This is a genomic window from Acinetobacter bohemicus ANC 3994 (assembly GCF_000367925.1).
Taxonomy (GTDB): Bacteria; Pseudomonadota; Gammaproteobacteria; order Pseudomonadales; family Moraxellaceae; genus Acinetobacter; species Acinetobacter bohemicus.
The window spans coordinates 222,135-244,764 of sequence record NZ_KB849175.1 but is presented as its reverse complement, the minus strand read 5'-3'; the positions used below and the strand labels follow the sequence as shown (position 1 = coordinate 244,764).

21 protein-coding genes and 5 tRNA genes are annotated in these 22,630 nt (G+C 41.9%); all 26 read left to right on the top strand.

Features of this window, described 5'->3' with window-relative positions; all coding sequences use genetic code 11:
* Positions 1-2 precede the first annotated feature (2 nt).
* The 26 genes from F994_RS11630 to rpoB all read left to right on the top strand — a co-directional run bounded on the left by F994_RS11630 (position 3) and on the right by rpoB (position 22,627).
* Positions 3-743, top strand: coding sequence for a LytR/AlgR family response regulator transcription factor (locus tag F994_RS11630; RefSeq protein WP_004650672.1), 741 nt, complete (start codon positions 3-5; stop codon positions 741-743).
* A gap of 107 nt (positions 744-850) precedes the next feature.
* Positions 851-1,768, top strand: coding sequence for a hydroxymethylbilane synthase (hemC, locus tag F994_RS11625; RefSeq protein WP_004650671.1), 918 nt, complete (start codon positions 851-853; stop codon positions 1,766-1,768).
* 1 nt (position 1,769) lies between these two features.
* Positions 1,770-2,537, top strand: a complete 768-nt coding sequence (locus tag F994_RS11620; RefSeq protein ID WP_004650670.1) for a uroporphyrinogen-III synthase — start codon at positions 1,770-1,772, stop codon at positions 2,535-2,537.
* 8 nt (positions 2,538-2,545) lie between these two features.
* Positions 2,546-3,379 carry a hypothetical protein gene (locus F994_RS11615; protein WP_004650669.1) on the top strand — a complete coding sequence of 278 codons (834 nt, stop codon included), beginning with the start codon at positions 2,546-2,548 and terminating at the stop codon, positions 3,377-3,379.
* 7 nt (positions 3,380-3,386) lie between these two features.
* On the top strand, positions 3,387-4,580 hold the full coding sequence (locus F994_RS11610) for a hypothetical protein (protein ID WP_004650668.1): 1,194 nt from the start codon (positions 3,387-3,389) through the stop codon (positions 4,578-4,580).
* 11 nt (positions 4,581-4,591) lie between these two features.
* Positions 4,592-5,020 (top strand): acyl-CoA thioesterase, encoded by a 429-nt coding sequence (locus F994_RS11605; RefSeq protein WP_004650667.1) that lies wholly within the window; start codon positions 4,592-4,594, stop codon positions 5,018-5,020.
* A 150-nt stretch (positions 5,021-5,170) separates the two neighbouring features.
* The gene (locus tag F994_RS11600) at positions 5,171-5,497 is read left to right on the top strand and encodes an H-NS histone family protein (protein WP_004650666.1); all 327 of its coding nucleotides are present in this window, start codon (positions 5,171-5,173) and stop codon (positions 5,495-5,497) included.
* 172 nt (positions 5,498-5,669) lie between these two features.
* Positions 5,670-6,413, top strand: a complete 744-nt coding sequence (gspN, locus tag F994_RS11595) for a type II secretion system protein N (RefSeq protein WP_004650665.1) — start codon at positions 5,670-5,672, stop codon at positions 6,411-6,413.
* The gene (locus tag F994_RS11590; RefSeq protein WP_004650663.1) at positions 6,413-7,255 is read left to right on the top strand and encodes a type II secretion system protein N; all 843 of its coding nucleotides are present in this window, start codon (positions 6,413-6,415) and stop codon (positions 7,253-7,255) included. Before gspN ends, F994_RS11590 begins: the two co-directional genes overlap by 1 nt.
* A gap of 43 nt (positions 7,256-7,298) precedes the next feature.
* Positions 7,299-9,566, top strand: coding sequence for a type II secretion system secretin GspD (gspD, locus tag F994_RS11585; protein ID WP_004650662.1), 2,268 nt, complete (start codon positions 7,299-7,301; stop codon positions 9,564-9,566).
* A gap of 69 nt (positions 9,567-9,635) precedes the next feature.
* The gene (locus F994_RS11580) at positions 9,636-10,331 is read left to right on the top strand and encodes an FHA domain-containing protein (protein WP_004650661.1); all 696 of its coding nucleotides are present in this window, start codon (positions 9,636-9,638) and stop codon (positions 10,329-10,331) included.
* Between the two features lie 91 nt (positions 10,332-10,422).
* A complete protein-coding gene (gene gph, locus F994_RS11575; RefSeq protein ID WP_004650660.1) occupies positions 10,423-11,094 on the top strand; it encodes a phosphoglycolate phosphatase in 672 nt (223 codons plus the stop codon).
* A gap of 114 nt (positions 11,095-11,208) precedes the next feature.
* On the top strand, positions 11,209-12,702 hold the full coding sequence (trpE, locus tag F994_RS11570) for an anthranilate synthase component I (RefSeq protein WP_004650659.1): 1,494 nt from the start codon (positions 11,209-11,211) through the stop codon (positions 12,700-12,702).
* A gap of 98 nt (positions 12,703-12,800) precedes the next feature.
* Positions 12,801-12,876, top strand: a tRNA-Thr gene (locus F994_RS11565).
* 54 nt (positions 12,877-12,930) lie between these two features.
* Positions 12,931-13,014 (top strand) — tRNA-Tyr (locus tag F994_RS11560).
* Between the two features lie 37 nt (positions 13,015-13,051).
* Positions 13,052-13,127, top strand: a tRNA-Gly gene (locus F994_RS11555).
* Positions 13,128-13,142: 15 nt separating this feature from the next.
* Positions 13,143-13,217: transfer RNA gene (locus tag F994_RS11550), tRNA-Thr, on the top strand.
* Positions 13,218-13,364: 147 nt separating this feature from the next.
* Positions 13,365-14,555, top strand: a complete 1,191-nt coding sequence (tuf, locus tag F994_RS11545; RefSeq protein WP_004648017.1) for an elongation factor Tu — start codon at positions 13,365-13,367, stop codon at positions 14,553-14,555.
* Positions 14,556-14,608: 53 nt separating this feature from the next.
* Positions 14,609-14,684, top strand: a tRNA-Trp gene (locus F994_RS11540).
* A gap of 73 nt (positions 14,685-14,757) precedes the next feature.
* Positions 14,758-15,198, top strand: a complete 441-nt coding sequence (gene secE / locus F994_RS11535; protein WP_004650658.1) for a preprotein translocase subunit SecE — start codon at positions 14,758-14,760, stop codon at positions 15,196-15,198.
* Between the two features lie 7 nt (positions 15,199-15,205).
* Entirely contained in the window at positions 15,206-15,739 is a 534-nt protein-coding gene (gene nusG / locus F994_RS11530) for a transcription termination/antitermination protein NusG (RefSeq protein WP_004650657.1), read from the top strand.
* Positions 15,740-15,857: 118 nt separating this feature from the next.
* Positions 15,858-16,286 carry a 50S ribosomal protein L11 gene (gene rplK / locus F994_RS11525; RefSeq protein ID WP_004650656.1) on the top strand — a complete coding sequence of 143 codons (429 nt, stop codon included), beginning with the start codon at positions 15,858-15,860 and terminating at the stop codon, positions 16,284-16,286.
* Between the two features lie 3 nt (positions 16,287-16,289).
* Positions 16,290-16,985, top strand: coding sequence for a 50S ribosomal protein L1 (gene rplA, locus F994_RS11520; protein ID WP_004650655.1), 696 nt, complete (start codon positions 16,290-16,292; stop codon positions 16,983-16,985).
* Positions 16,986-17,300: 315 nt separating this feature from the next.
* Positions 17,301-17,825 carry a 50S ribosomal protein L10 gene (rplJ, locus tag F994_RS11515; protein WP_004650654.1) on the top strand — a complete coding sequence of 175 codons (525 nt, stop codon included), beginning with the start codon at positions 17,301-17,303 and terminating at the stop codon, positions 17,823-17,825.
* A 42-nt stretch (positions 17,826-17,867) separates the two neighbouring features.
* The gene (gene rplL / locus F994_RS11510) at positions 17,868-18,233 is read left to right on the top strand and encodes a 50S ribosomal protein L7/L12 (protein ID WP_004650652.1); all 366 of its coding nucleotides are present in this window, start codon (positions 17,868-17,870) and stop codon (positions 18,231-18,233) included.
* 305 nt (positions 18,234-18,538) lie between these two features.
* Positions 18,539-22,627: a DNA-directed RNA polymerase subunit beta gene (rpoB, locus tag F994_RS11505; RefSeq protein ID WP_004650651.1), complete on the top strand. Its 4,089-nt coding sequence runs from the start codon at positions 18,539-18,541 to the stop codon at positions 22,625-22,627.
* The last annotated feature ends 3 nt before the right edge of the window (positions 22,628-22,630 follow it).

The window sequence follows — 22,630 nt, the reverse complement described above, 5'->3', positions numbered from 1 at the left end:
AAATGGACATCCTAATTTGTGATGATGAACCTCTCGCAGTAGAGCGCTTATCACGTTTAGTCACTCAACTAGGGCATCAAGTCGTTGCAACAGCCACACATGGTCAGCAGGCGCTTGATCTGGCGCAATTTCACGAGCCAGATGTGGTACTTTTAGATATTCAAATGCCTGAAATGGATGGTTTGAGTTGCGCACAGTATTTGCGTCAGCTTGATTTTATGCCCGCCATTATTTTTTGTACTGCCTATGACGAATATGCTTTAGATGCATTTAAGTCACATGCAGAGGGCTATTTATTAAAACCCGTGATGCAGCAGGAATTGCAACAGGTTTTAGATCATTTAACAAAACTGACTCAAGCACAAATGAGCATGTTAAAACAAAAAGAAGATATGGACGAATTAAACATAAAACGCCACCAAATCGTGGCGAAAACCTACCGAGGTGTAGAGTTGGTGCCTGTAGAAAATATTTATTATTTTTTAGCAGATCAAAAATATGTCACGGTACGGCATAAAAATGGCAATTTACTGATTGATGAAACATTAAAAGACTTAGAAAATGAATTTGGCGATCAATTTATTCGCATTCATCGAAATGCCTTGGTTTCAGTACATTTTTTGGATGGGCTTGAAGTGATTAGTTCAGGACAGTATCAAGTTCGTTGTCGTGAATTGGAGGAGCGTTTGGCCGTCAGCAGGCGTCATTTACCGCATTTAAGAGAGCGAATACAGAAAATGTAAATCGGATGTTCATCATTTTGCTGACAACAAGTGCGTAAATTTACTTGCATTTTTAAGTCAGCACGTTAAGTTTAGAACAACGCACTTATTGACTGTTTCTAAAATTTATGAAAATTTTGAAGATTGCAACTCGACAAAGCCCGCTTGCCTTATGGCAAGCCGAACATATTCGTGCCCGTTTAGAGGCAATGCATGCTGATCTTAAAGTTGAGTTGGTGACCTTCGTGACGCAAGGTGACAAAATCTTAGATACGCCTTTGGCCAAAATTGGCGGCAAAGGTTTGTTTGTGAAAGAGTTAGAAGAAGCATTACTTGATGGTCGTGCTGACTTAGCCGTGCATTCCATGAAAGATGTGCCTATGGCATTGCCTGAAGGGTTAACGCTTGCGGTGATTTGTGAACGAGAAGATCCGTTGGATGCTTTTGTTTCAAATACATATCACAGTTTTGCTGAATTGCCGCATGGGGCAAAAGTCGGTACTTCAAGCCTGCGTCGTAAATGCCAAATTTTAAAACAGCGCCCAGATCTTGAAATTATTGACTTGCGCGGTAATGTGGGTACGCGTTTATCTAAATTAGATGCAGGTTTGTACGATGCCATTATCTTGGCCAGTGCGGGTTTAAAGCGCCTCGGTTTAGCAGACCGTATTCGCCATACCCTGCAACTTGAGATTAGTTTACCTGCCGTCGGGCAAGGTGCATTGGGCTTGGAATGTCGTGCCGCAGATCAAGCGGTACTGGATCTTATTTTACCGCTGTTACATGATGAGACCGATATTTGTGTGCGTGCAGAACGTGCTTTCAACGCGTATTTGGAAGGCGGTTGCCAAGTACCGATTGCAGGTTATGCTTCTTTAAGTCAAGGCCAACTATACATTGAAGGTCGTGTCGGTAGTGTCGATGGGGCAACCTTATTGAAAGTTGAACTCAAGGGCACTCCTGAGCAAGCTGAACAGTTGGGTGAAACACTGGCTCAGAAGTTACTTGAACAAGGCGCAGGCGATTTGCTTAAAGCGTTTTATTAAAATGTTGTTTATTAATACGCGTCCCCAAGATCGTGCTGAAAATTTGAGTCATGCATTACGCATGGCTCAAATTGAGGTGTTGGATTTACCCTTGTTGGAATTGGTTGCTCAACCTTGGTCGGACAGCCTATCCGAGCTCTATCAACGCTTGCCTTCTACTCAGGTGATTGTTGTGGTGAGTCCAACAGCGGTTGAAATTGGGATGGATTATTTAACCAAAGCTTCTTTATCACTTGAGGCTATTCGGCATATCCAGTGGATTGCTGTTGGGGAAACCACAGCCCAAGCTTTAGCTCAATATGGAATTACTGCTGAAGTTCCTTTGGTGGAGACATCAGAGGGAATGTTGCAGTTGCCTATTTTACAAACCTTGAGTGAGGGAACCTGTATTGCTTTTTGGCGTGGTGAAGGCGGTCGTCTATTTATGATGGATCGCTTGAAACAGCAGGGCATAGAGATTCTCAATTTTGTTTTATATCAGCGTCGTTGCCCAGTGTTGACCCAACAAAACCTTCGCAAGTTATTGCCTAAATTGGCACAAGAAAAACAATATTATATGGTGGTGAGTAGTGAGGCGAGCTGGATCAATTGGATTGATCTGGTGCAAGCTGAAGATGAGCTGATTGCCAAAGGGCATTACTTGGTTTTGGGGCAGCGCTTGTATCAAGTTGTTTCAGATTATAAAAAAAATCAACAGGCATGTTTTAATATCACGCGATTATCTGATTTAAAAACAGATTCAATTTTGCAGCAGATTGCAGTTGTCTAAGGGAACACATGAAGAAAATTTTCATTTTATTACTCGTTTTAGCTCTGCTTTGGATTTTAAAATTAAGTTATGACGTCTTTGGACTTACTGCACAACAGACAGAACTCAGCAACAGTCTGCACCGTATTGAACAAAGCAATGCAAATTTAAATGATCAGCTGGTGGCTTTACAGCGTCATGTCACTGTGAAAGATGAAGCAATCACTCCCAAAGAACATGATTTAAAAACAATAGAATCTTCGAGTATCGATCCGATTTTTGTTGTGAAGCAGCAACTCGATTTAATTGAATTTATGTTGCAACAGCAAAAATTTAATGACGCGCTAGATAAACTCATGCATCTCGATCGTAATCTAGAGCAATATGCTTTGGCACCATCATTAAAGCAAAGTTTGCATCAGGTGATTCAGAAAGATCAACAAGCGATTCAGCAATTTGTTCGTGCTCGAGTTGCCCAGCAAGAAAAACTCGATATGCTGATGCGTCAGCTTGATCAAGCATTAACGCAAGAAATCAATACGCCACAATTAAATGCCAGTCAACCACAAAATAAATATTTTTGGCAGCGTTGGATTGTGATTGAGCCTGCGAAACAACCTGCCGTGGCTTTAATGCAAAGACCCTTAATATTAAAAGAAGTGCAACTGCGCTTATTACTTGCACAGCAAGCGTTGCAGCAAGGTCAGTATGTGGAATATCAAAAATCGCTAGTGGAAATGATTGAACTGCTGAATCAAATACCCGATCAGAAATCACGACAACTGATTCAGAATATCCAAAAAATAAAAGGATTTACGGTTATTCCTACGCCAATTTTAAATACGCGTGCATTATTGGGGTAAGAAATTAATGAAACAGATTCTACTTGCCTATGCTTTTATTAGTTTAATTATAATCGCCGTACTGAGTGTTTTAAGTTACGGTTATGGTGCAGGTTATGTGTATTTATATTGGCGTGAATGGCAAATTCAAACCAATATTTGGATCATTTTTATCTCTCTTGCGGTGTTGTCTTTAATGACGCAATTATTTTGGTTGTTTATTAAACGTTATTTAAGCAAAGAGCAGCGTAAACTAGAAACCGTTTTTAATTTTAAAAATTTACATCCTTATGAGCAATTAGCTGTGGTTTGGTTATTAGAAGCGGCTCAAGACCAACATGCGTTTATTCAAGGTGTTTTTTCTCAATCGGGTTTATTAAAAGGGATTATTGATTCTCGACTCTATTGGATGGAGCAACAATATCCACAAGCACTTGCACAATTAAATCAAACCAATGCCATGGCATTTGAATTGGCTGAAATTCAACGGATTGAAATTTATCTTGCGCAAAATGACAGTGAACAAGCCCTCACTCATCTTGAGTTTTTAAATCAGCATGAGCTTTCACCTTGGTTAAACGATGTAAAAGGTGCTTATGAGGTACGTATTACCTCGTTATGGGAAAAGTTTGCCGTGCAGTTTCCGTGGGTCTATTTGCGCTCAACCAAATATGGACATTTAGGCACTGAAACCAAACAAGCATGGCTACAACAGTTATTACTTGATTTTGATCAAGCAGATACGGAAAGTTTACAAAATTTACAACAGCGTTATTTAGACTTAGAAGATCAAATTTATAATCGAAATTATGAGATAAAGACCTTATGGTTGAAAGTATTATCGCGTATGCCGGAAATGAGTGAGCAGCATGAAGATTTGGCATTGCATTTATTAGATGAGCAATTTAACCAAGACGTTTTTTATTTATGGTTCCAACAGCAATTATTAAAGCAAAACCCTGATTATTTAAAAGTTGAGCAGCGGATTGAATATTGGGAAAATAAATATCCTTCTTTACCTGTATTTTCCTTTGCGAAATGGCATATATATACGGCGACAGCGCGAGATGAAGAAGCGAATAAAATGCTGGAATTATATCCAGATAACGTAATGATGAATTATTTACGGGTTAAATCTACTTTAAAAGGTCAGGATGATTTGATCAAACAGTTAAATTTAATATTTGAAAATAATGCAAATTTTGTAGAAATTAAAATATAGCGAGTGAATTCATGTTAATGCTGTCAGATTATCCCATTGTGCATATACAGCCAGTCGCATGGGGGGATATGGATGCTTTTGGTCATGTCAATAATGTGCTGTATTATCGTTATATGGAAAGTGCTCGCATTCGTTATATGGATGAACTTAATATTTTTCAACATGATGTTTATACAGTAGTTGCATCAAATCAGTGCAAATATATTCGTCCGGTATTTTATCCAGATCAACTTAAAATTGGTGCACGTGTAGAAGAAATGCGTAATAGTGCGCTTCGAATGAGCTATTTATTATGGAGCGAGCAGCAGCAGGCTATTGTTGCATTAGGCGAAGCGGTTATGGTTTGTGTGGACAAAGAAAATATGCTTAAACTGCCCATTCCTGAAATAATTCGGCAGAAAGTGACAAAAATTGAATTAATGGTTAATCATCAAATTTAAAAATATATAGAAATGTAGTCATTAAAATATAGAAGTATGGAATCTGTTTAAATATTGTTGATAATTTAAATTTTTATATTGTATATCTTAGGCAATAAAAATATTATGTCGGCGTTGTATAAATAAATATAAAATCTAGTTGGAGTTAATATGATGCCAGACATTAGTAATTTATCGGTTGAAGAGTTAAAACATTTACAGGTTGAAGCGGAAGCATTAATTGCTTCTAAAAAAGATCAAGCGATTGAAGATGCTTATCAGCAAATTTTAGCCATTGCAGATAAAGTTGGTTTGACGATTGAACAGCTTTTAGAGTTTGGCGCAACTAAACGTAAGAAAAGTACCCGTAAGTCTGTAGAGCCACGTTACCGTAGCAAACAGAATCCTGTTGATACTTGGACCGGTCGTGGTAAACAACCGCGTTGGTTGGTTGCTGAATTAGAAAATGGTGCGAAACTGGAAGACTTTCTGATCTAATTGCAAAATTCATGAGAATGTCATCCAAGCGGATTAGACTGAAAAAACCAAGCATTTATGCTTGGTTTTTTTATATCTTAGAATTGGCGTTGTGGAAAAAGTATGCATAATGTGTGTAGAAAGATAATATAGTGACTCAAGGAAGAATAATCGATATGTTGGTCGTGCTGGGATGATAAAAAAACCCAAATATATGGCGTGGTGGATCTTTGCTATCCTCGTTTTTTTTATTTTTGTATTACTCCAAATACCAGCGGCTTGGCTCATTTCAAAATTTTATAAAAACAACCAAGTCTTGCAAAATGTAAGCGGTAATATTTGGCAAGGGCAAGCAGATTGGCATAAAGGCAATTTACGAGGATCGTTGAGTTGGAAAACACGACCATTGGATCTGTTTTTGTTACGTTTAGGGGCGCAGCTAGAAGTCCATAGTGGGCATACACAACTGGATGGCGTGGTGGGTTATGGTTTTGGCAAAAAAATAACCATTCATGATCTGAATGGACAAATTGCACCTGAAACTTTGAAAAATATGGTGGATTGGCAGTGGCCGACCAATACCATTCAACTGCAAAATATTGAATTTAATTTTAACAAAGAACAAGGCTTTGCACAGGCTGATGGTCAATTGCAATGGGCGGGCGGTGAGCTAATTTATAGCTATGCTCAGCGCCAAGATCGCATGAATATACCGTCATTGAAAGGAAAGCTGTCAGATGAAAACAATAAACTGATGTTTGATATTCGTGATCAGCGCGATCAAAAGCTGATGGCATTGGCCGTTGATCAAAACTTGATGTTGGATGTGCAATTGACGCAGCGTTTATTGATGAATATTCCTTCCTATGAAGGGAAAGCGGGTTTAGACACTTATGTGATTAGTTCTCGGCAGCCTTTATTTAAAGGTGGTTTCTAATGAATGAGTGGATTGAAAAGATTCAACAACTGAATTGGAAGCAGGCTGATCGGGCAGCTCCGATACTGTTGGTTTTGCTTATTCTATATTTGTGCTGGAAATTGGCGAGTATTTTTTGGTTGCTAGTCGCACCGCCTCAGGTGATGCAAGTTGAACCTATTGCCTTGGGTTCGCAACAAGCTCAGGTCCCGAATATTGCTGCATTTGCATTATTTCAAGAAGTCGGTGGGGCGGCGGCTGCTGATGAAAGCGCCAATCTGCTCTTGCAAGGCGTGATGGTGGGTTACCCAAGTCAGTTTTCCTCTGCGGTGATTAAGATGAATGAAGTCGCGGATCGCTATCGGGTGGGGGAAAACATCGCCAACACGTCTTACCAGCTTGCGGAAGTGTATTGGGATCGAGTGCTGTTACGCCAAAATAATGGCACAACCCGAGAGCTCAAGTTCAAAGGCATTGAAAATGGTTTGGATCAATCGATTGTTCAGCCTGTAGCAAATGCATCGTCTTCTTCTAATAATCAAGTGACGCAAATGCCACAGAGTCAGGAACAGAATGCCTTAGGACAAGCAGTACAAAAAATACAGCAGGATCGGGAACAATATTTAAAAGATATGGGGGTGAATGCTGGAGGGGAGGGCTATGAAGTGACTTCAAGAACACCTACAGCATTACGCAGCAAACTGGGTTTGCAACCTGGTGATCGGATTATGTCTTTAAATGGGCAGGCGGTCGGTCAGGGGCAAAGTGATGCTCAATTGTTGGAACAGGCTCGACGTGAAGGTCAAGTTAAAATAGAAATAAAGCGTGGTGATCAGGTGATGACCATACAACAGGATTTTTAAGTGATGCATCGTCACATTATAGGATTAGGAAGCACGAAATTTTATGGCTTTATTTAATCATCATCGTCCCGTTTGGGCTTTATTCGCCGCTGCGCCGCTTATGGCTATGGTGAGCACGGCAAGCTATGCACAAACATGGAAAATTAATTTACGTGACGCTGATCTAACAGCATTTATTAATGAAGTTGCCGATATTACAGGGAAAAACTTTGCTGTTGATCCGCGTGTACGTGGCAATGTGACGGTCATTTCCAATAAGCCTTTAAATAAAGCTGAAGTGTATGACTTATTTTTAGGGGTCTTGAATGTCAATGGTGTAGTGGCCGTTCCTTCAGGCAATACCATTAAGCTAGTTCCCGATAGTAATGTAAAAGGCTCAGGTATTCCGTATGATGCCAAGCAACGTGCAACGGGCGATCAAATTGTCACTCGGGTGATTTGGCTTGAAAATACCAATCCCAACGATTTAATTCCTGCATTGCGTCCTTTAATGCCGCAGTTTGCGCATATGTCTGCGGTGGCAGGCACCAATGCGCTGATTGTTTCCGACCGTGCCAGTAATATTTATCAGATTGAAACCATTATCCGTAATTTGGATGGAACGGGGCAAAACGATATTGAGGCTGTCACCCTGCAATCGAGTCAGGCAGAAGAAATGATTGGTTTGCTGGAGTCCATGAGTTCTACGGGCGCTGCTCGGGACTTAAAAGGCTCACGTGTCCGAATTGTTGCCGATACACGCACCAATCGTATTGTGTTAAAGGGTGATACGGCAACGCGTAAGCGCATTCGTCAAATGATTGAAATGTTGGATGTGCCTACAGCAGATCGTTTGGGTGGCTTAAAAGTCTTCCGTTTAAAATATGCCAGTGCAAAAAATCTGGCTGAAATTTTACAAGGCTTAGTTACGGGTCAGGCGGTTGCCAGTTCATCCAATTCCAATACTTCATCGTCTTCGAACAATAATAATGCGATGAATTATTCAAGCGGTAGCAGTTCAAATACTTCAAGCGGTGGTTCATCCAGTATTGCCACGCCAAGCATTAATTTGGGTGGCGGATCGAACAGTAATAATCAAAATTCAATCACCAGTTTTAATGCCAATGGGGTCAGTATTATTGCTGACGATAGTCAAAATGCTTTGGTGGTGAAAGCAGATCCACAACTGATGCGTGAAATCGAATCGGCCATTCAACAACTGGATATACGTCGTCAACAGGTATTGATTGAAGCTGCGATTATTGAGGTAGAAGGAAACGATGCCGATCAACTGGGTGTACAGTGGGCATTGGGTGACTTAAATAGTGGCATTGGTTTAATCAATTTCAGTAATGTGGGGGCGAGTATTGCTCAGCTTGCTGCCGGCTATGTGACGAGTGGTGCAGCCGGTGCTGCATCAAAGTTGGGTACAGGAACATCGCTGATTCTGGGTGATTATAAAGAAGGTGCGGACGGCTCACGTAAATTATACGGTGCACTTATTCAGGCATTAAAGAGTAAAACCAAATCTAATTTACTTTCTACGCCTTCTATTGTAACGATGGACAATGAAGAAGCTTATATCGTGGTGGGGCAGAATGTGCCTTTTGTCACCGGATCAGTCAGTACGACGGGCGGTACAGCCAATCCTTATACATCAATTGAACGTAAAGATGTCGGGGTTACGCTGAAAGTCGTGCCGCATATTGGGGCCGATGGTACGGTGCGTTTAGAGGTGGAACAAGAAGTTTCAGCTGTACAGCCAAAAGGTGAAGCTCAGGATTTAATTACCAGTAAACGTGCCATTAAAACTTCTATTTTAGCTGAACATGGTCAAACCATTGTATTGGGTGGTCTGATTTCGGATAACTCGATTTATAGTCGCCAGTCGGTGCCAGGATTGGGTGCTCTTCCCGGTATTGGACGTTTATTCCGTGCCGATGCAAAGTCCAATGAGAAACGTAATCTGTTGGTGTTTATCCATCCGACGATTGTTGGCGATAGTCAAGATGTGAATCGTTTGTCGCAGCAGCGTTATAGCCAATTATATAGCTTACAGTTGGCGATGGATCAGGATGGTACTTTTGCCAAGTTACCAGAAAATATGGATGATATTTATCAACAACGGCTTCCTGTGACGCCTTCAGCACCGAAAGTACCAGATTACCAAACCGTCCCTTCAGCTGCTCAGAATCAATCGAATGCGGCTGTTGTAACGACACCTGTTGCGATTGAACCGGTGGTGCAGAGACAAATCATTCAGGCACCGAGTTCAACGGTTACAAAAAGCAAAAATACAGTGACTACAACCACGGTGCGATCGGGTTCTTAACAGAGTTTGTAAAGAATCGAAGATTTGCCGTGATATGATGAGAAAAAATCGCAAAGAGAAGTGCATTTCATGACTTGGAAAATACAAGCAATTACCAGTGAATTGACCGGACAAGAAATTGGCATCGACCGTGATATGGTGGTCGGTCGTCATCAGAGCGCAGACATTGTATTGCAAGCCGCAGAAATTTCACGCAAGCATGCAGCGTTTTTGCTGAAAGACCAAGCGTTATGGGTGCAAGATTTAAACTCATCCAATGGTTCATTTGTAAATGATTTGCGTATTGAACATGAAACCTTGTTGAAAGAAGGTGACATTGTACAATTTGCTAGTTTGAAATTCTCAGTACTCGCACCTGCACAAGAGATTGTCGCTGTACCTGCACAACCCGAAGTGATTCCTGCGACTGAACAACCGTCAGAAGCAGTTGCTGTATCTGAAACTGAAGCAGCACAGGTTGATGAGGTCGCTAAAACAGCGGCTCAGCAAATGAATGAGCAAGGGATGCCAAGCTTAACTGAGCGTGATCGTGAAGTTCAAGTCAGCCGAGATGGCATGCCACAACAGGTTGCTATACCTAAGCCTGCACCGATTCCAGCAGGTGTTGATGTTCAGGCTGTGCCTGAGCCGCAACCGATTGCAATTGAACAGCCGGTTTCACGGGTTGAGCAAGTTAAAGAAGAGCAAAAAAATGCATCGATTGGTTTAATATCTATTATTACATTGATTATTCTTGCAATTATTGCATGGTTATTCTTTAAATAAGCCTGTGCAAAAAAGAATGAAGGCATGCAATCGCATGCCTTCATTCTTTGGGTTGATGTTTCTGTGTGAAATCAATGATGAGAGGGATAAAATGTCGGTAGCACAATTGGCAAGTCGTGAGCTTATTTTATTTGACTTAGATGGCACTTTGGTGGACTCCGCCTTCGATTTGTATCGGGCCATGAATATGAGCCTCAATGCTTTGCAACTGCCTAACGTCACTGAAGCGCAAGTGCGAACTTGGATTGGTAAGGGAACCGCACTGTTTTGTCACAGCACTTTGCAGTATTTAACGGGTCAGGTCGATCCTGCCCAGCATCAGCAATTGTTAGAGACTTTTTTAAGAATTTATAATGCCGAGCCTTGTATTGATACTAAGCCTTTTAATGGGGTGATTAATTTTTTAGAATGGGGTTTAAATCACAACAAGCAAATGATCTGTGTGACCAATAAACCAGAACAACCGGCACGGATGATTGTTGAAAGCTTGGGCTTAACGCAGTATTTTGTTGATGTGATTGGTGGTGATCGTTTTGAGGAGCGTAAACCACATCCACGTCAGCTGTTGTTTTGTGTGGATCAATATGGCGTCACTGCGGCAGAAACATTAATGATTGGCGATTCAAGCAATGATGTAGAAGCAGCACGACGTGCAGGGGTTGATTGTATTGTGGTGAGCTATGGCTATAATCATGGTGAAGATATTCGTGATTGCCAGCCACAGCAAGTGGTCGATGATTTAACAGAGTTGTTCGCGAAATAATTTTAAATAAGGATATTGGAATGAGAAATTGTATGGTTTTTCGATGGCGAGACTAAGTCAGATAACACGAAAACGAACTTAAATACGCCCATATCGAAAACATAGAGAATACTCATGACAACGCAAATTCAATTCGATCAGTTAAAATCAGCTGGCTATAACCTTATTCCTGTTTACCGTCAGCGTTTAGCGGATACTGAAACACCACTTTCAGTTTTTGCACGTTTTAAAGATCATCAACAGGCTTATCTGTTTGAATCGGTTGAGGGTGGGGAAAATTGGGCGCGCTATTCCATTATTGGCTTGGGTGAATCGACGGTTTTTTCCTGCAATCAAGGGGTGCTTAGTATTCAGCAGGCGGATGGTTCGCTTGAAACGCAACCATGCAGCGACCCATTCCAGTATATTCGTGATTTCCAAGCGCAGTTTCATGTACCTACACAACAAGATTTACCTGCCTTGCCGAGTTTCACTGGTGGGCTTGTCGGTTACTTTGGTTATGATGCGGTACGTTATATTGAACCGCGTTTAACCAATGTTCCCGCAGCGGATCCCGTCGGATTGCCCGATATTTGGATGATGTTGTCGAAAACTGTGATCGTGTTTGATAACTTAAAAGATACTTTATTCTTAATTGTGCATGCGGATGTCACTGATCCAGAGGCTTATGCTAAAGCACAACAACAATTGGATGTATTGGAAGCGTTGTTGGCGACACCGATTAGCCTGCAAGCCAAAAAGCATACTGCACCGCATTTCGAGTCATTGACAGGTAAAGCCAAGTATTTAGAATCGATTGAGACAGTCAAAGAATACATCCGTGCTGGTGATGTGATGCAAGTAGTTCCGGGGCATCGGATGGTGTCCAACTTTGATGGTGAAGCTTTACAGGTTTATCGTGCGCTACGTCATCTCAATCCATCGCCTTATTTATTCTTGGTGCAAGGGCAAACCTTAGACAATAAAAAACCCTTTCATATTGTTGGATCTTCTCCAGAGATTTTATCGCGTTTAGAAAATGGTATTGCAACGGTACGTCCATTGGCTGGGACGCGTCCACGCGGCAAGACCAAAGAAGAAGACTTGGCGTTGGAAAAAGATTTACTTTCCGATGAAAAAGAAATTGCAGAGCATTTAATGCTGATTGATCTAGGTCGCAATGATGTCGGTCGGGTATCAAAAATTGGCAAAGTGCAAGTCACAGACCAAATGGTGATCGAGCGTTATTCACATGTGATGCATATTGTCTCCAATGTGCAAGGTGAAGTACGCGATGATGTCGATGCGCTTGATGTTTTTAAGGCGACATTTCCTGCGGGCACATTGTCTGGTGCACCCAAAATTCGTGCGATGGAAATTATTGACCAAGTTGAACCGGTAAAACGTGGCGTTTTTGGTGGTGCAGTGGGCTATTTGGGCTGGCATGGCGAAATGGATATGTCGATTGCCATTCGTACCTGCGTGATTCGTGAAAATAAGGTTTATGTGCAGGCGGGAGCGGGGTTAGTTGTCGATTCAAATCCTGAATCTGAATGGAATGAAACGCAAATAAAAGCCCGTGCAGTGATTAAAGCGGTTGAATTATCATCAAATGGTTTGATTTTATGAGTTTTTGAGGTTTTTTTTGAAAAAAACACTTGCAAGGATTCAGAGTTTTGCTAAACTGCACACCGTTCCGATACGAAACGTACGAAACACTAAGAAACGCCGGCATAGCTCAGTTGGTAGAGCAACTGACTTGTAATCAGTAGGTCCACAGTTCGAATCCGTGTGCCGGCACCATCTTAATGTTAAGGATGTAAGTAAAAAGAATAACACTGATGGTAAGTGTAAAATGGTGAGGTTCCCGAGCGGTCAAAGGGGGCGGACTGTAACTCCGCTACGAAAGTTTCGAAGGTTCGAATCCTTCCCTCACCACCAATTTTAAGACTTCAAAAAGTGGATGTACCAACATCGTGCGGGAGTAGCTCAGTTGGTAGAGCGGCAGCCTTCCAAGCTGCATGTCGCGAGTTCGACCCTCGTCTCCCGCTCCATTGAAGCGAAAATTTGCTCTTATAGCTCAGTGGTAGAGCACTCCCTTGGTAAGGGAGAGGTCTCCAGTTCAAATCTGGATAAGAGCTCCAGATATACAGTTTAGTGACTTGTTCACACAGTTTTCCAAAAGCAGGCTTATTAGTCTGCTTTTTAAGTATTAGGTGTCTAGTTTTTTAGACGATAGGTCGATGCTGAGTTGTTTAAAACCGTGTTCGACGTAAACGAGGAAGATCATCATGGCTAAAGCTAAGTTTGAACGTAATAAGCCACACGTAAACGTGGGCACAATTGGTCACGTTGACCATGGTAAAACAACTTTAACTGCTGCGATTGCAACGATTTGTGCGAAAAACTACGGCGGTGAAGCTAAAGACTACGCAGCAATTGACTCTGCACCAGAAGAAAAAGCACGTGGTATTACCATTAATACTTCACACGTAGAATACGATTCTCCAACTCGTCACTACGCGCACGTAGACTGCCCAGGTCACGCCGATTATGTTAAAAACATGATCACTGGTGCTGCTCAAATGGACGGTGCGATCCTTGTATGTGCTGCGACTGATGGTCCTATGCCACAAACTCGTGAACACATCCTTTTGTCTCGTCAGGTTGGTGTACCTTACATTCTTGTATTCCTTAACAAGTGTGACCTTGTTGATGACGAAGAATTACTTGAATTGGTAGAAATGGAAGTTCGTGAACTTCTTTCTACTTATGACTTCCCAGGTGATGATACTCCAATCATCCGTGGTTCAGCGCTTCAAGCGTTAAACGGTAACGAAGGTCCTTATGGCGAATCTGCTGTAATCGAATTGGTTGCTGCGCTTGATTCTTACATTCCTGAACCAGAACGTGCGATCGATAAAGCATTCCTTATGCCAATCGAAGATGTATTCTCTATCTCTGGTCGTGGTACTGTAGTTACTGGTCGTGTTGAATCTGGTATCGTTAAAGTTGGCGAATCAGTTGAAATCGTTGGTATCCGTGACACAGTTGTAACGACTGTAACTGGCGTAGAAATGTTCCGTAAATTGCTTGACGAAGGTCGTGCTGGCGAGAACTGTGGTGTTTTACTACGTGGTACTAAACGTGAAGACGTTCAACGTGGTCAAGTACTTGCTAAACCAGGTACAATCAAACCGCATACTAAGTTTGATGCTGAAGTATACGTACTTTCTAAAGAAGAGGGTGGTCGTCATACTCCATTCCTTAACGGTTACCGTCCACAATTCTATTTCCGTACAACTGACGTAACTGGCGCAATCCAATTACAAGAAGGCGTGGAAATGGTTATGCCTGGTGACAACGTAGAAATGTCAGTAGAATTGATCCACCCAATCGCAATGGACCCAGGTCTACGTTTTGCGATTCGTGAAGGTGGTCGTACAGTTGGTGCTGGTGTTGTTGCTAAAGTAACTGCATAATACGATAAGTAAATATTTACAGGTCGGGAGCTTGGGTTCCCGATTTGTATTCTAGGTCAGTAGTTCAATTGGTAGAGCGTCGGTCTCCAAAACCGAATGTTGGGGGTTCGAGTCCCTCCTGGCCTGCCATTTTTTTAAAAAAAAGCTTGATGCTGGTTAAATTGTCATATAATAAGTCGCGAAGCCTACGACGAGTACAAAAATGTCGAATGATAAATCGCGTGACGCATTAAGCGAAGCGCCAATTCCACAAAGAAATAATCCTGCTGAAGTTGTTCATTCTGGTTCCCCTTTAGATATAGTTCTATGGGTTATCGCATTGATTTTATTGGTTGGTGCGACCATGGTGGGTCAGTATTTGCCAGCGTATTGGGCACCTGCGAATAATGTTTGGGTGCGCGTTGGTGTGATTTTGGCTTGTATCGTAGCGGCTTTGGGTTTATTATACGCCACCCATCAAGGCAAAGGCTTTGTTCGTTTATTGAAAGATGCACGAATAGAGTTACGTCGTGTGACTTGGCCAACTAAGCAAGAAACAGTGACCACATCTTGGCATGTTCTTGCAGTTGTTGTAATCGCTTCGCTTGTTTTGTGGAGTTTTGATTACATTTTAGGCTGGTTAATGAAGTTTATTATCGGGTAAGAGAGCTATGAAACGTTGGTACATTATTCATGCCTATTCAGGTTATGAAAAACAAGTGATGCGTTCACTTAATGATCGAATCCAGCGTAGCGCTGTAGCCGATAGCTTTGGTGAAGTCCTTGTCCCTACTGAAGAAGTAGTGGAAATGAAGGATGGTAAGAAGCGTAAATCAGAGCGTAAATTCTTTCCAGGCTATGTATTGGTCGAAATGGAAATGAATGATGATACTTGGCATATCGTAAAAGAATGTCCAAAAGTACTCGGTTTCATTGGTGGTACGGCAGAAAAGCCGGCACCGATTACGCAAAAAGAAGCTGATGCGATTCTTGCACGTGTACGTAATACTGGTGAAGCACCTCGTCCTAAGACGATGTTTGAGCCGGGCGAAGAATTACTTGTTGTTGATGGTCCATTCACCGACTTTAAAGGCGTGGTGGAAGAAGTTCAATACGAGAAGTCACGTTTAACGTTGACCATTAATGTATTTAATCGACCAACTCAAGTTGAGCTCGAATTTCGCCAAGTCGAAAAAGCGAACTAATTTAGGTTGGTTGAAAAACGCCCGATTTGTTATGGATCGGGCATTGTTGTTGTAACAGTTTTGTTACATGAATAGCGTTGGGGAGCCTAGCGGCGTTTGTACCCAGAGGTAATTTGAAATGGCTAAGAAGATTGACGGCTATATCAAGCTGCAAGTTCCAGCTGGTAAAGCGAATCCATCTCCACCGATTGGTCCTGCATTGGGTCAACGTGGTGTTAACATCATGGCATTCTGTAAAGAATTCAATGCTGCAACACAAAAAGTTGAAGCAGGTCTTCCAATTCCTGTAGTGATTACTGTGTACAACGATAAGTCGTTCACATTCATCATGAAAACTCCTCCTGCTGCTGTTCTTCTTAAGAAAGCTGCTGGTATTTCTAAGGGTTCAGCTGTACCTAACAAAACTAAAGTTGGTAAGTTGACTCGCGCTCAATTAGAAGAAATTGCGACTACTAAAGAACCAGATTTAACTGGTGCTGATTTAGACGCACGTGTACGTACCATTGCTGGTTCTGCGCGTTCTATGGGCTTGGAAGTGGAGTTATAAGACATGGCTAAATTAACGAAACGTCAAAAAGCCATCGCTGCTGCTATTGAAGCAAACAAAGTTTACACTTTGGAAGAAGCGGTACAAGTTCTAAACGACCTTCCTGCTGTTAAATTCAAAGAATCTTTGGATGTTTCAGTAAACCTAGGCGTTGACCCACGTAAATCTGATCAGGTTGTTCGTGGCGCGACTACACTTCCTGCAGGTACTGGTAAAACTGTACGTGTAGCTGTGTTTGCTCAAGGTGCTGCTGCTGAAGCTGCTAAAGCTGAAGGCGCGGACATCGTTGGTTTTGATGACCTTGCTGAAAGCATTCAAGCAGGTAATCTTGACTTTGATGTTGTTATTGCTGCTCCAGATGCAATGCGCGTTGTAGGTAAGTTGGGTACGATTCTTGGTCCACGTGGCTTAATGCCAAACCCGAAAGTCGGTACAGTAACTCCTGACGTAGCTGGCGCTGTTCGCAACGCTAAAGCTGGTCAAGCACGTTACCGTGTAGACAAAGGCGGTATTATCCATGCTGCGATTGGTCAAGTTGGCTTTGAAGCTGCTGCGATCCGTCAAAACATTGAAACGTTGGTTGTTGATTTGAAAAAATTAAAACCAGCGACTTCTAAAGGCGTTTACATTAAAAAGATCACTTTGAGCTCTACTATGGGTCCTGGTCTTACTATTGATGTATCAAACGTTTCTAACTAAGTTTTTACTTAATTAGATAGAACAGAATTTTAAAGCCCTGAGTAAGTTTTGAAGCACTACTTTAAAACTTACGCAAGAAACGCTCTGTCGTGTTTTGCAAACTTAGGCAAACTTTGAATTGATAGATGTAAGTTTATCAGCGTCAAAGACCTCGGGCGAGGAGGGTCTTTCGGGACTCACTTCTTAAAAGTCCAGTCCGAGTAGACGCGGTGGTGTGATTTATTCCTCCTCCGCGTGTAAGTCAAAATCCTTGTTGACTTACGAATTGGGAGTGTACTCGTTTGAGTACATAAATCACCGTTAGGAGGTTTTACAATGGCTCTTCTTATTGAAAGCAAAAAACAGATCGTTGCTGAAGTAACTGAAATTGCTTCTACAGCGTTCGCTGCCGTTGTTGCTGACTATCAAGGTTTAACTGTTGAGCAATTAACTGCTCTTCGTGTTGAAGCTCGTAAACTAGGTGTTGCTACACGCGTTGTACGTAATACTTTGGCTAAACGCGCTCTTCAAGATACGCAATTCGCGATCTTGAATGACAACCTTGTTGGCCCAACAATCTTAGCATTCTCAACTTCTGAAGACGATATGGGTGCAGCTGCACGCTTGTTCGAAGAATTCGCTAAAACTAATAAAGCATTTGAATTAAAGGCTGCTGCATTTGACGGCAAACTTTATCAAGGTGAAGAAATTGGTGTTATCGCGAATCTTCCGAACCAAGAAAAAGCGCTTACTATGCTCGCATCTGTTCTTCAAGCTCCTATTTCGAAATTGGGTCGCTTACTTACAGCGCTTCAAGAGAAAAACGAAGCTCCAGAAGTTACAGAAGTTACAGAAGCTTAAATCTACTTTCACACCACTCAATACCCATTTGGAGTTACTCTCATGGCTTTAACAAACGAAGAAATCTTAAACGCAGTTGCTGAAAAAACTGTTCTTGAACTTGTTGAACTTATTTCTGCTTTTGAAGAAAAATTCAACGTATCTGCTGCTGCTGTAGCTGTAGCTGCTGGTCCTGCTGCTGCTGCTGTTGAAGAACAGTCTGAATTCAACGTTGAGTTGACTTCTTTCGGTGCGAACAAAGTAGCTGTAATTAAAGCAGTTCGTGAAATTACTGGTCTTGGCTTGAAAGAAGCTAAAGATTTAGTTGAAGGTGCTCCGCAAATTCTTAAAGAAGGTATTTCTAAAGAAGAAGCTGAAGAACTTAAAGCTAAGCTTGAAACTACTGGTGCTACAGTTACTGTTAAGTAATTTAGCTAGGGGTCTAATTTTAAATTGACCCCGAAATTTGGCTGATGGCTCTTGGGTCATCAGCCTTTTTGCGTTACAATTATCGGCTCGATTTTTGTTTGATTGGTGTAAAAAACATCAATTATTATAATAAATCAATAATATCAAACATTTACCAATATTTTTTCATATTTGAAAATATTGCTAAGCGTTTTAATACCACTAAAAATTGCAGCATTTGTAAAAAGTGGTGGCCATATCGGCCTGTGTAATTCCTTCTAGACCCGTTCTGCAGGCGGGCTTAGTTTACTTTCCGAGGACTCCAGATGGCATACTCATATACCGAAAAGAAACGGATCCGTAAGAATTTTGGTAAATTGCCTAGCGTCATGGATGCTCCGTACTTGCTTTCGATTCAAGTCGACTCGTACAGAACATTCCTACAAGATGGCAAAACTCCAAAAAACCGCGAAGATATCGGTCTCCAAGCCGCATTTCGTTCAGTTTTTCCTATTGAAAGTTATTCTGGCAATGCTGCTTTAGAATTTGTTGAGTATAGTCTTGGTAAGCCTGAGTTTGATGTGCGTGAATGTATTTTACGTGGTTCGACTTATGCGGCACCAATGCGCGTAAAAATTCGTTTGATCATTAAAGATCGCGAAACCAAATCAATTAAAGATGTACGTGAGCAAGAAGTGTACATGGGTGAAATGCCACTCATGACCGAAAATGGTACCTTTGTTATCAATGGTACTGAGCGTGTAATTGTTTCTCAATTACATCGTTCACCAGGTGTATTCTTTGATCACGATAAAGGCAAAACACATTCGAGTGGTAAAGTTCTTTATTCTGCACGTATTATTCCTTACCGTGGTTCATGGTTAGACTTTGAATTTGATGCGAAAGATTTGGTCTATGTACGTATTGACCGTCGTCGTAAATTACTCGCGACTGTGGTACTTCGTGCATTAGGCTATAGCAACGAACAAGTCTTAGACATGTTCTACGAAAAAGTACCTGTGTATCTTGACATGGGTAGTTATCAAATTGACCTTGTGCCTGAACGCCTGCGCGGTGAAATGGCTCAATTCGATATCACTGATGCTGACGGCAAAGTGATTGTTGAACAAGGTAAACGTATTAATGCACGTCATGTACGTCAAATGGAAGCTTCTGGCTTAACCAAGCTATCTGTTCCTGATGAATACTTGTATGAGCGCATCACTGCTGAAGATGTTGCTTTACGTGATGGCGATGTGATTGCTGCAAATACTGTACTTAGCCATGAAGTGATGGTGAAGTTGGCTGAAGGTGGTGTTAAACAATTTAACATTCTATTTACCAATGACATCGACCGTGGTTCTTTCGTTGCAGATTCTTTACGTGCAGATACGACTTCAGGTCGTGAAGAAGCATTGGTAGAAATCTACAAAGTGATGCGCCCAGGCGAGCCACCAACGAAAGAAGCGGCTGAAAACTTATTCAATAACTTGTTCTTCTCGTCTGAACGTTATGACCTTTCTCCAGTGGGTCGTATGAAGTTCAACCGTCGTTTGGGTCGTCCATATGATGTAGGTACAGATCAGAAGTCACGTGCAATTGAAGGTATTCTTTCAAACAGTGATATTACTGACGTATTGAAGACATTGGTTGAAATTCGTAACGGTAAAGGTGAAGTCGATGATATCGATCACTTGGGTAACCGTCGCGTACGTTCAGTAGGTGAGATGACAGAAAACCAATTCCGTGTTGGTTTAGTTCGTGTAGAACGTGCTGTTAAAGAACGTTTAAGCCAAGCTGAAACAGATAACTTGTCTCCACAAGATTTGATCAATGCAAAACCAGTTGCTGCTGCGATCAAAGAATTCTTTGGTTCAAGCCAATTGTCTCAGTTTATGGATCAAAATAACCCATTGTCTGAAATTACACACAAACGTCGTGTATCAGCGCTTGGGCCAGGTGGTTTGACACGTGAACGTGCAGGCTTTGAAGTACGTGACGTACATCAAACGCATTACGGTCGTGTATGTCCAATTGAAACGCCTGAGGGACCAAACATTGGTTTGATCAACTCGCTTTCTGTATATGCAAAAGCCAACAACTTCGGTTTCTTGGAAACACCATATCGCCGAGTTGTAGAAGGCCGTGTAACAGATGATATTGAATATTTATCTGCAATTGAAGAAGTGGGTACTGTGATTGCACAGGCCGATTCTGGTGTAGATAAAGATGGTACGTTGACTGAAGAATTCGTATCAGTACGTCATCAGGGTGATTTCGTTCGTATGCCGCCTGAAAAAGTGACGCATATGGATGTTTCTGCTCAACAGGTTGTATCTGTTGCTGCATCACTGATTCCGTTCCTTGAACACGATGATGCCAACCGTGCATTGATGGGTTCAAACATGCAACGTCAGGCTGTACCTACGCTAATTGCGGACAAACCGCTTGTTGGTACAGGTATGGAAGCAAACGTAGCGCGTGACTCGGGTGTATGTGTCATTGCAAAACGTGGTGGTCGTATTGAATTCGTTGATGCTTCTCGTGTCGTTATTCGTGTCAACGAAGAAGAGATGATCGCAGGCGAAGCAGGCGTAGATATCTACAACCTGATTAAATATACGCGTTCGAACCAGAACACCTGTATTAACCAAACTGTAGTTGTGAAACTTGGCGATAAAGTTGCTTGTGGCGACGTATTGGCTGATGGTCCATCGACTGACGGTGGTGAACTTGCGCTAGGTCAAAACATGCGCGTCGCGTTCATGACGTGGAATGGTTATAACTACGAAGACTCGATCTTATTATCTGAGCGTGTCCTTCAAGAAGACCGTTTAACTTCAATTCATATTCAAGAATTATCATGTGTAGCACGTGATACTAAGTTAGGTGCAGAAGAAATTACTGCCGATATTCCTAACGTAGGTGAAGCTGCACTGTCTAAACTTGATGAATCAGGTATCGTGTATATCGGTGCTGAAGTGACTGCGGGTGACATTCTGGTTGGTAAAGTCACGCCTAAAGGTGAAACGCAGTTAACACCAGAAGAAAAATTGCTTCGCGCAATCTTTGGTGAAAAAGCAGCTGACGTGAAAGACTCATCTTTACGTGTTCCATCGGGTACGAAAGGTACTGTGATTGACGTTCAAGTGTTTACACGTGACGGTCTTGAAAAAGACGAACGTGCTCAAGCAATTGAAAAAGCGCAGTTAGATGCTTACCGTAAAGACTTGAAAGAAGAATACAAAATCTTTGAAGAAGCAGCGCGTGAACGTATTGTTCGCTTGTTGAAAGGTCAAGAATCGAATGGTGGTGGTACCACTAAACGCGGTGATAAGCTTGCTGAAGATTTGTTATCTGGTCTAGAGCTGGTTGATCTGCTTGAAATCCAGCCAAATGATGAAGCAATTGCTGAACGTTTAACGCAAATTCAAGTGTTCTTGAAAGAGAAGAGCATCGAAATTGACGAGAAATTTGCTGAGAAAAAACGCAAACTTTCTACAGGTGATGAGCTTACAACTGGCGTATTGAAAGTTGTTAAAGTTTACTTGGCTGTAAAACGTCGCATCCAACCGGGTGATAAAATGGCGGGTCGTCACGGTAACAAAGGTGTTGTCTCTAACATCTTACCAGTCGAAGACATGCCACATGATGCTTATGGTGTTCCTGTTGATATCGTGTTGAACCCACTGGGTGTACCATCACGTATGAACGTGGGTCAGATTCTTGAAACTCACTTGGGTATGGCAGCAAAAGGTCTTGGCGACAAAATCGACAAGATGCTTCAGCAGCAACGTACAGTGATTGAACTGCGTGAATTCCTAGACAAAATTTATAACAAAGTTGGTGGCGAGCAAGAAGATCTTGATAGCTTAACTGATGATGAAGTAATGATTCTTGCGGGCAACTTGCGTAAAGGTATTCCTTTAGCTACACCAGTATTTGATGGTGCAGATGAAAGTCAAATTAAAGAATTATTAGAACTTGCAGACATTCCACGTACAGGTCAAACAGTCTTGTATGATGGACGTACAGGTGAGCGTTTTGACCGTCCAGTAACTGTAGGTTACATGTACATGTTGAAACTGAATCACTTGGTTGATGACAAGATGCATGCGCGTTCTACTGGTTCTTACTCACTTGTAACGCAACAGCCATTGGGCGGTAAAGCTCAATTCGGTGGTCAGCGTTTCGGTGAGATGGAAGTCTGGGCGCTTGAAGCATATGGTGCGGCTTATACACTGCAAGAAATGCTTACTGTGAAGTCGGATGACGTTGAAGGTCGTACTCGCATCTACAAGAACATCGTAGATGGCAACCATTATATGGATCCGGGCATGCCTGAATCGTTCAACGTATTGACCAAAGAGATCCGTTCTTTAGGTATCAACATTGAACTGAAAAATGGTGACTAAGAA

Excerpts from the sequence above, each read along its gene's own strand:
- gph (WP_004650660.1), top strand. The coding sequence starts at position 10,423 with ATGTCGGTAGCACAATTGGCAAGTCGTGAGCTTATTTTATTTGACTTA.
- secE (WP_004650658.1), top strand. The coding sequence starts at position 14,758 with ATGTCGAATGATAAATCGCGTGACGCATTAAGCGAAGCGCCAATTCCA.
- F994_RS11620 (WP_004650670.1), top strand. The coding sequence starts at position 1,770 with ATGTTGTTTATTAATACGCGTCCCCAAGATCGTGCTGAAAATTTGAGT.
- F994_RS11630 (WP_004650672.1), top strand. The coding sequence starts at position 3 with ATGGACATCCTAATTTGTGATGATGAACCTCTCGCAGTAGAGCGCTTA.
- rplA (WP_004650655.1), top strand. The coding sequence starts at position 16,290 with ATGGCTAAATTAACGAAACGTCAAAAAGCCATCGCTGCTGCTATTGAA.
- nusG (WP_004650657.1), top strand. The coding sequence starts at position 15,206 with ATGAAACGTTGGTACATTATTCATGCCTATTCAGGTTATGAAAAACAA.
- F994_RS11580 (WP_004650661.1), top strand. The coding sequence starts at position 9,636 with ATGACTTGGAAAATACAAGCAATTACCAGTGAATTGACCGGACAAGAA.
- gspD (WP_004650662.1), top strand. The coding sequence starts at position 7,299 with ATGGCTTTATTTAATCATCATCGTCCCGTTTGGGCTTTATTCGCCGCT.
- F994_RS11615 (WP_004650669.1), top strand. The coding sequence starts at position 2,546 with ATGAAGAAAATTTTCATTTTATTACTCGTTTTAGCTCTGCTTTGGATT.
- F994_RS11605 (WP_004650667.1), top strand. The coding sequence starts at position 4,592 with ATGTTAATGCTGTCAGATTATCCCATTGTGCATATACAGCCAGTCGCA.
- F994_RS11590 (WP_004650663.1), top strand. The coding sequence starts at position 6,413 with ATGAATGAGTGGATTGAAAAGATTCAACAACTGAATTGGAAGCAGGCT.
- rplJ (WP_004650654.1), top strand. The coding sequence starts at position 17,301 with ATGGCTCTTCTTATTGAAAGCAAAAAACAGATCGTTGCTGAAGTAACT.
- rplK (WP_004650656.1), top strand. The coding sequence starts at position 15,858 with ATGGCTAAGAAGATTGACGGCTATATCAAGCTGCAAGTTCCAGCTGGT.
- tuf (WP_004648017.1), top strand. The coding sequence starts at position 13,365 with ATGGCTAAAGCTAAGTTTGAACGTAATAAGCCACACGTAAACGTGGGC.
- gspN (WP_004650665.1), top strand. The coding sequence starts at position 5,670 with ATGATAAAAAAACCCAAATATATGGCGTGGTGGATCTTTGCTATCCTC.
- rpoB (WP_004650651.1), top strand. The coding sequence starts at position 18,539 with ATGGCATACTCATATACCGAAAAGAAACGGATCCGTAAGAATTTTGGT.
- hemC (WP_004650671.1), top strand. The coding sequence starts at position 851 with ATGAAAATTTTGAAGATTGCAACTCGACAAAGCCCGCTTGCCTTATGG.
- rplL (WP_004650652.1), top strand. The coding sequence starts at position 17,868 with ATGGCTTTAACAAACGAAGAAATCTTAAACGCAGTTGCTGAAAAAACT.
- F994_RS11600 (WP_004650666.1), top strand. The coding sequence starts at position 5,171 with ATGATGCCAGACATTAGTAATTTATCGGTTGAAGAGTTAAAACATTTA.
- F994_RS11610 (WP_004650668.1), top strand. The coding sequence starts at position 3,387 with ATGAAACAGATTCTACTTGCCTATGCTTTTATTAGTTTAATTATAATC.
- trpE (WP_004650659.1), top strand. The coding sequence starts at position 11,209 with ATGACAACGCAAATTCAATTCGATCAGTTAAAATCAGCTGGCTATAAC.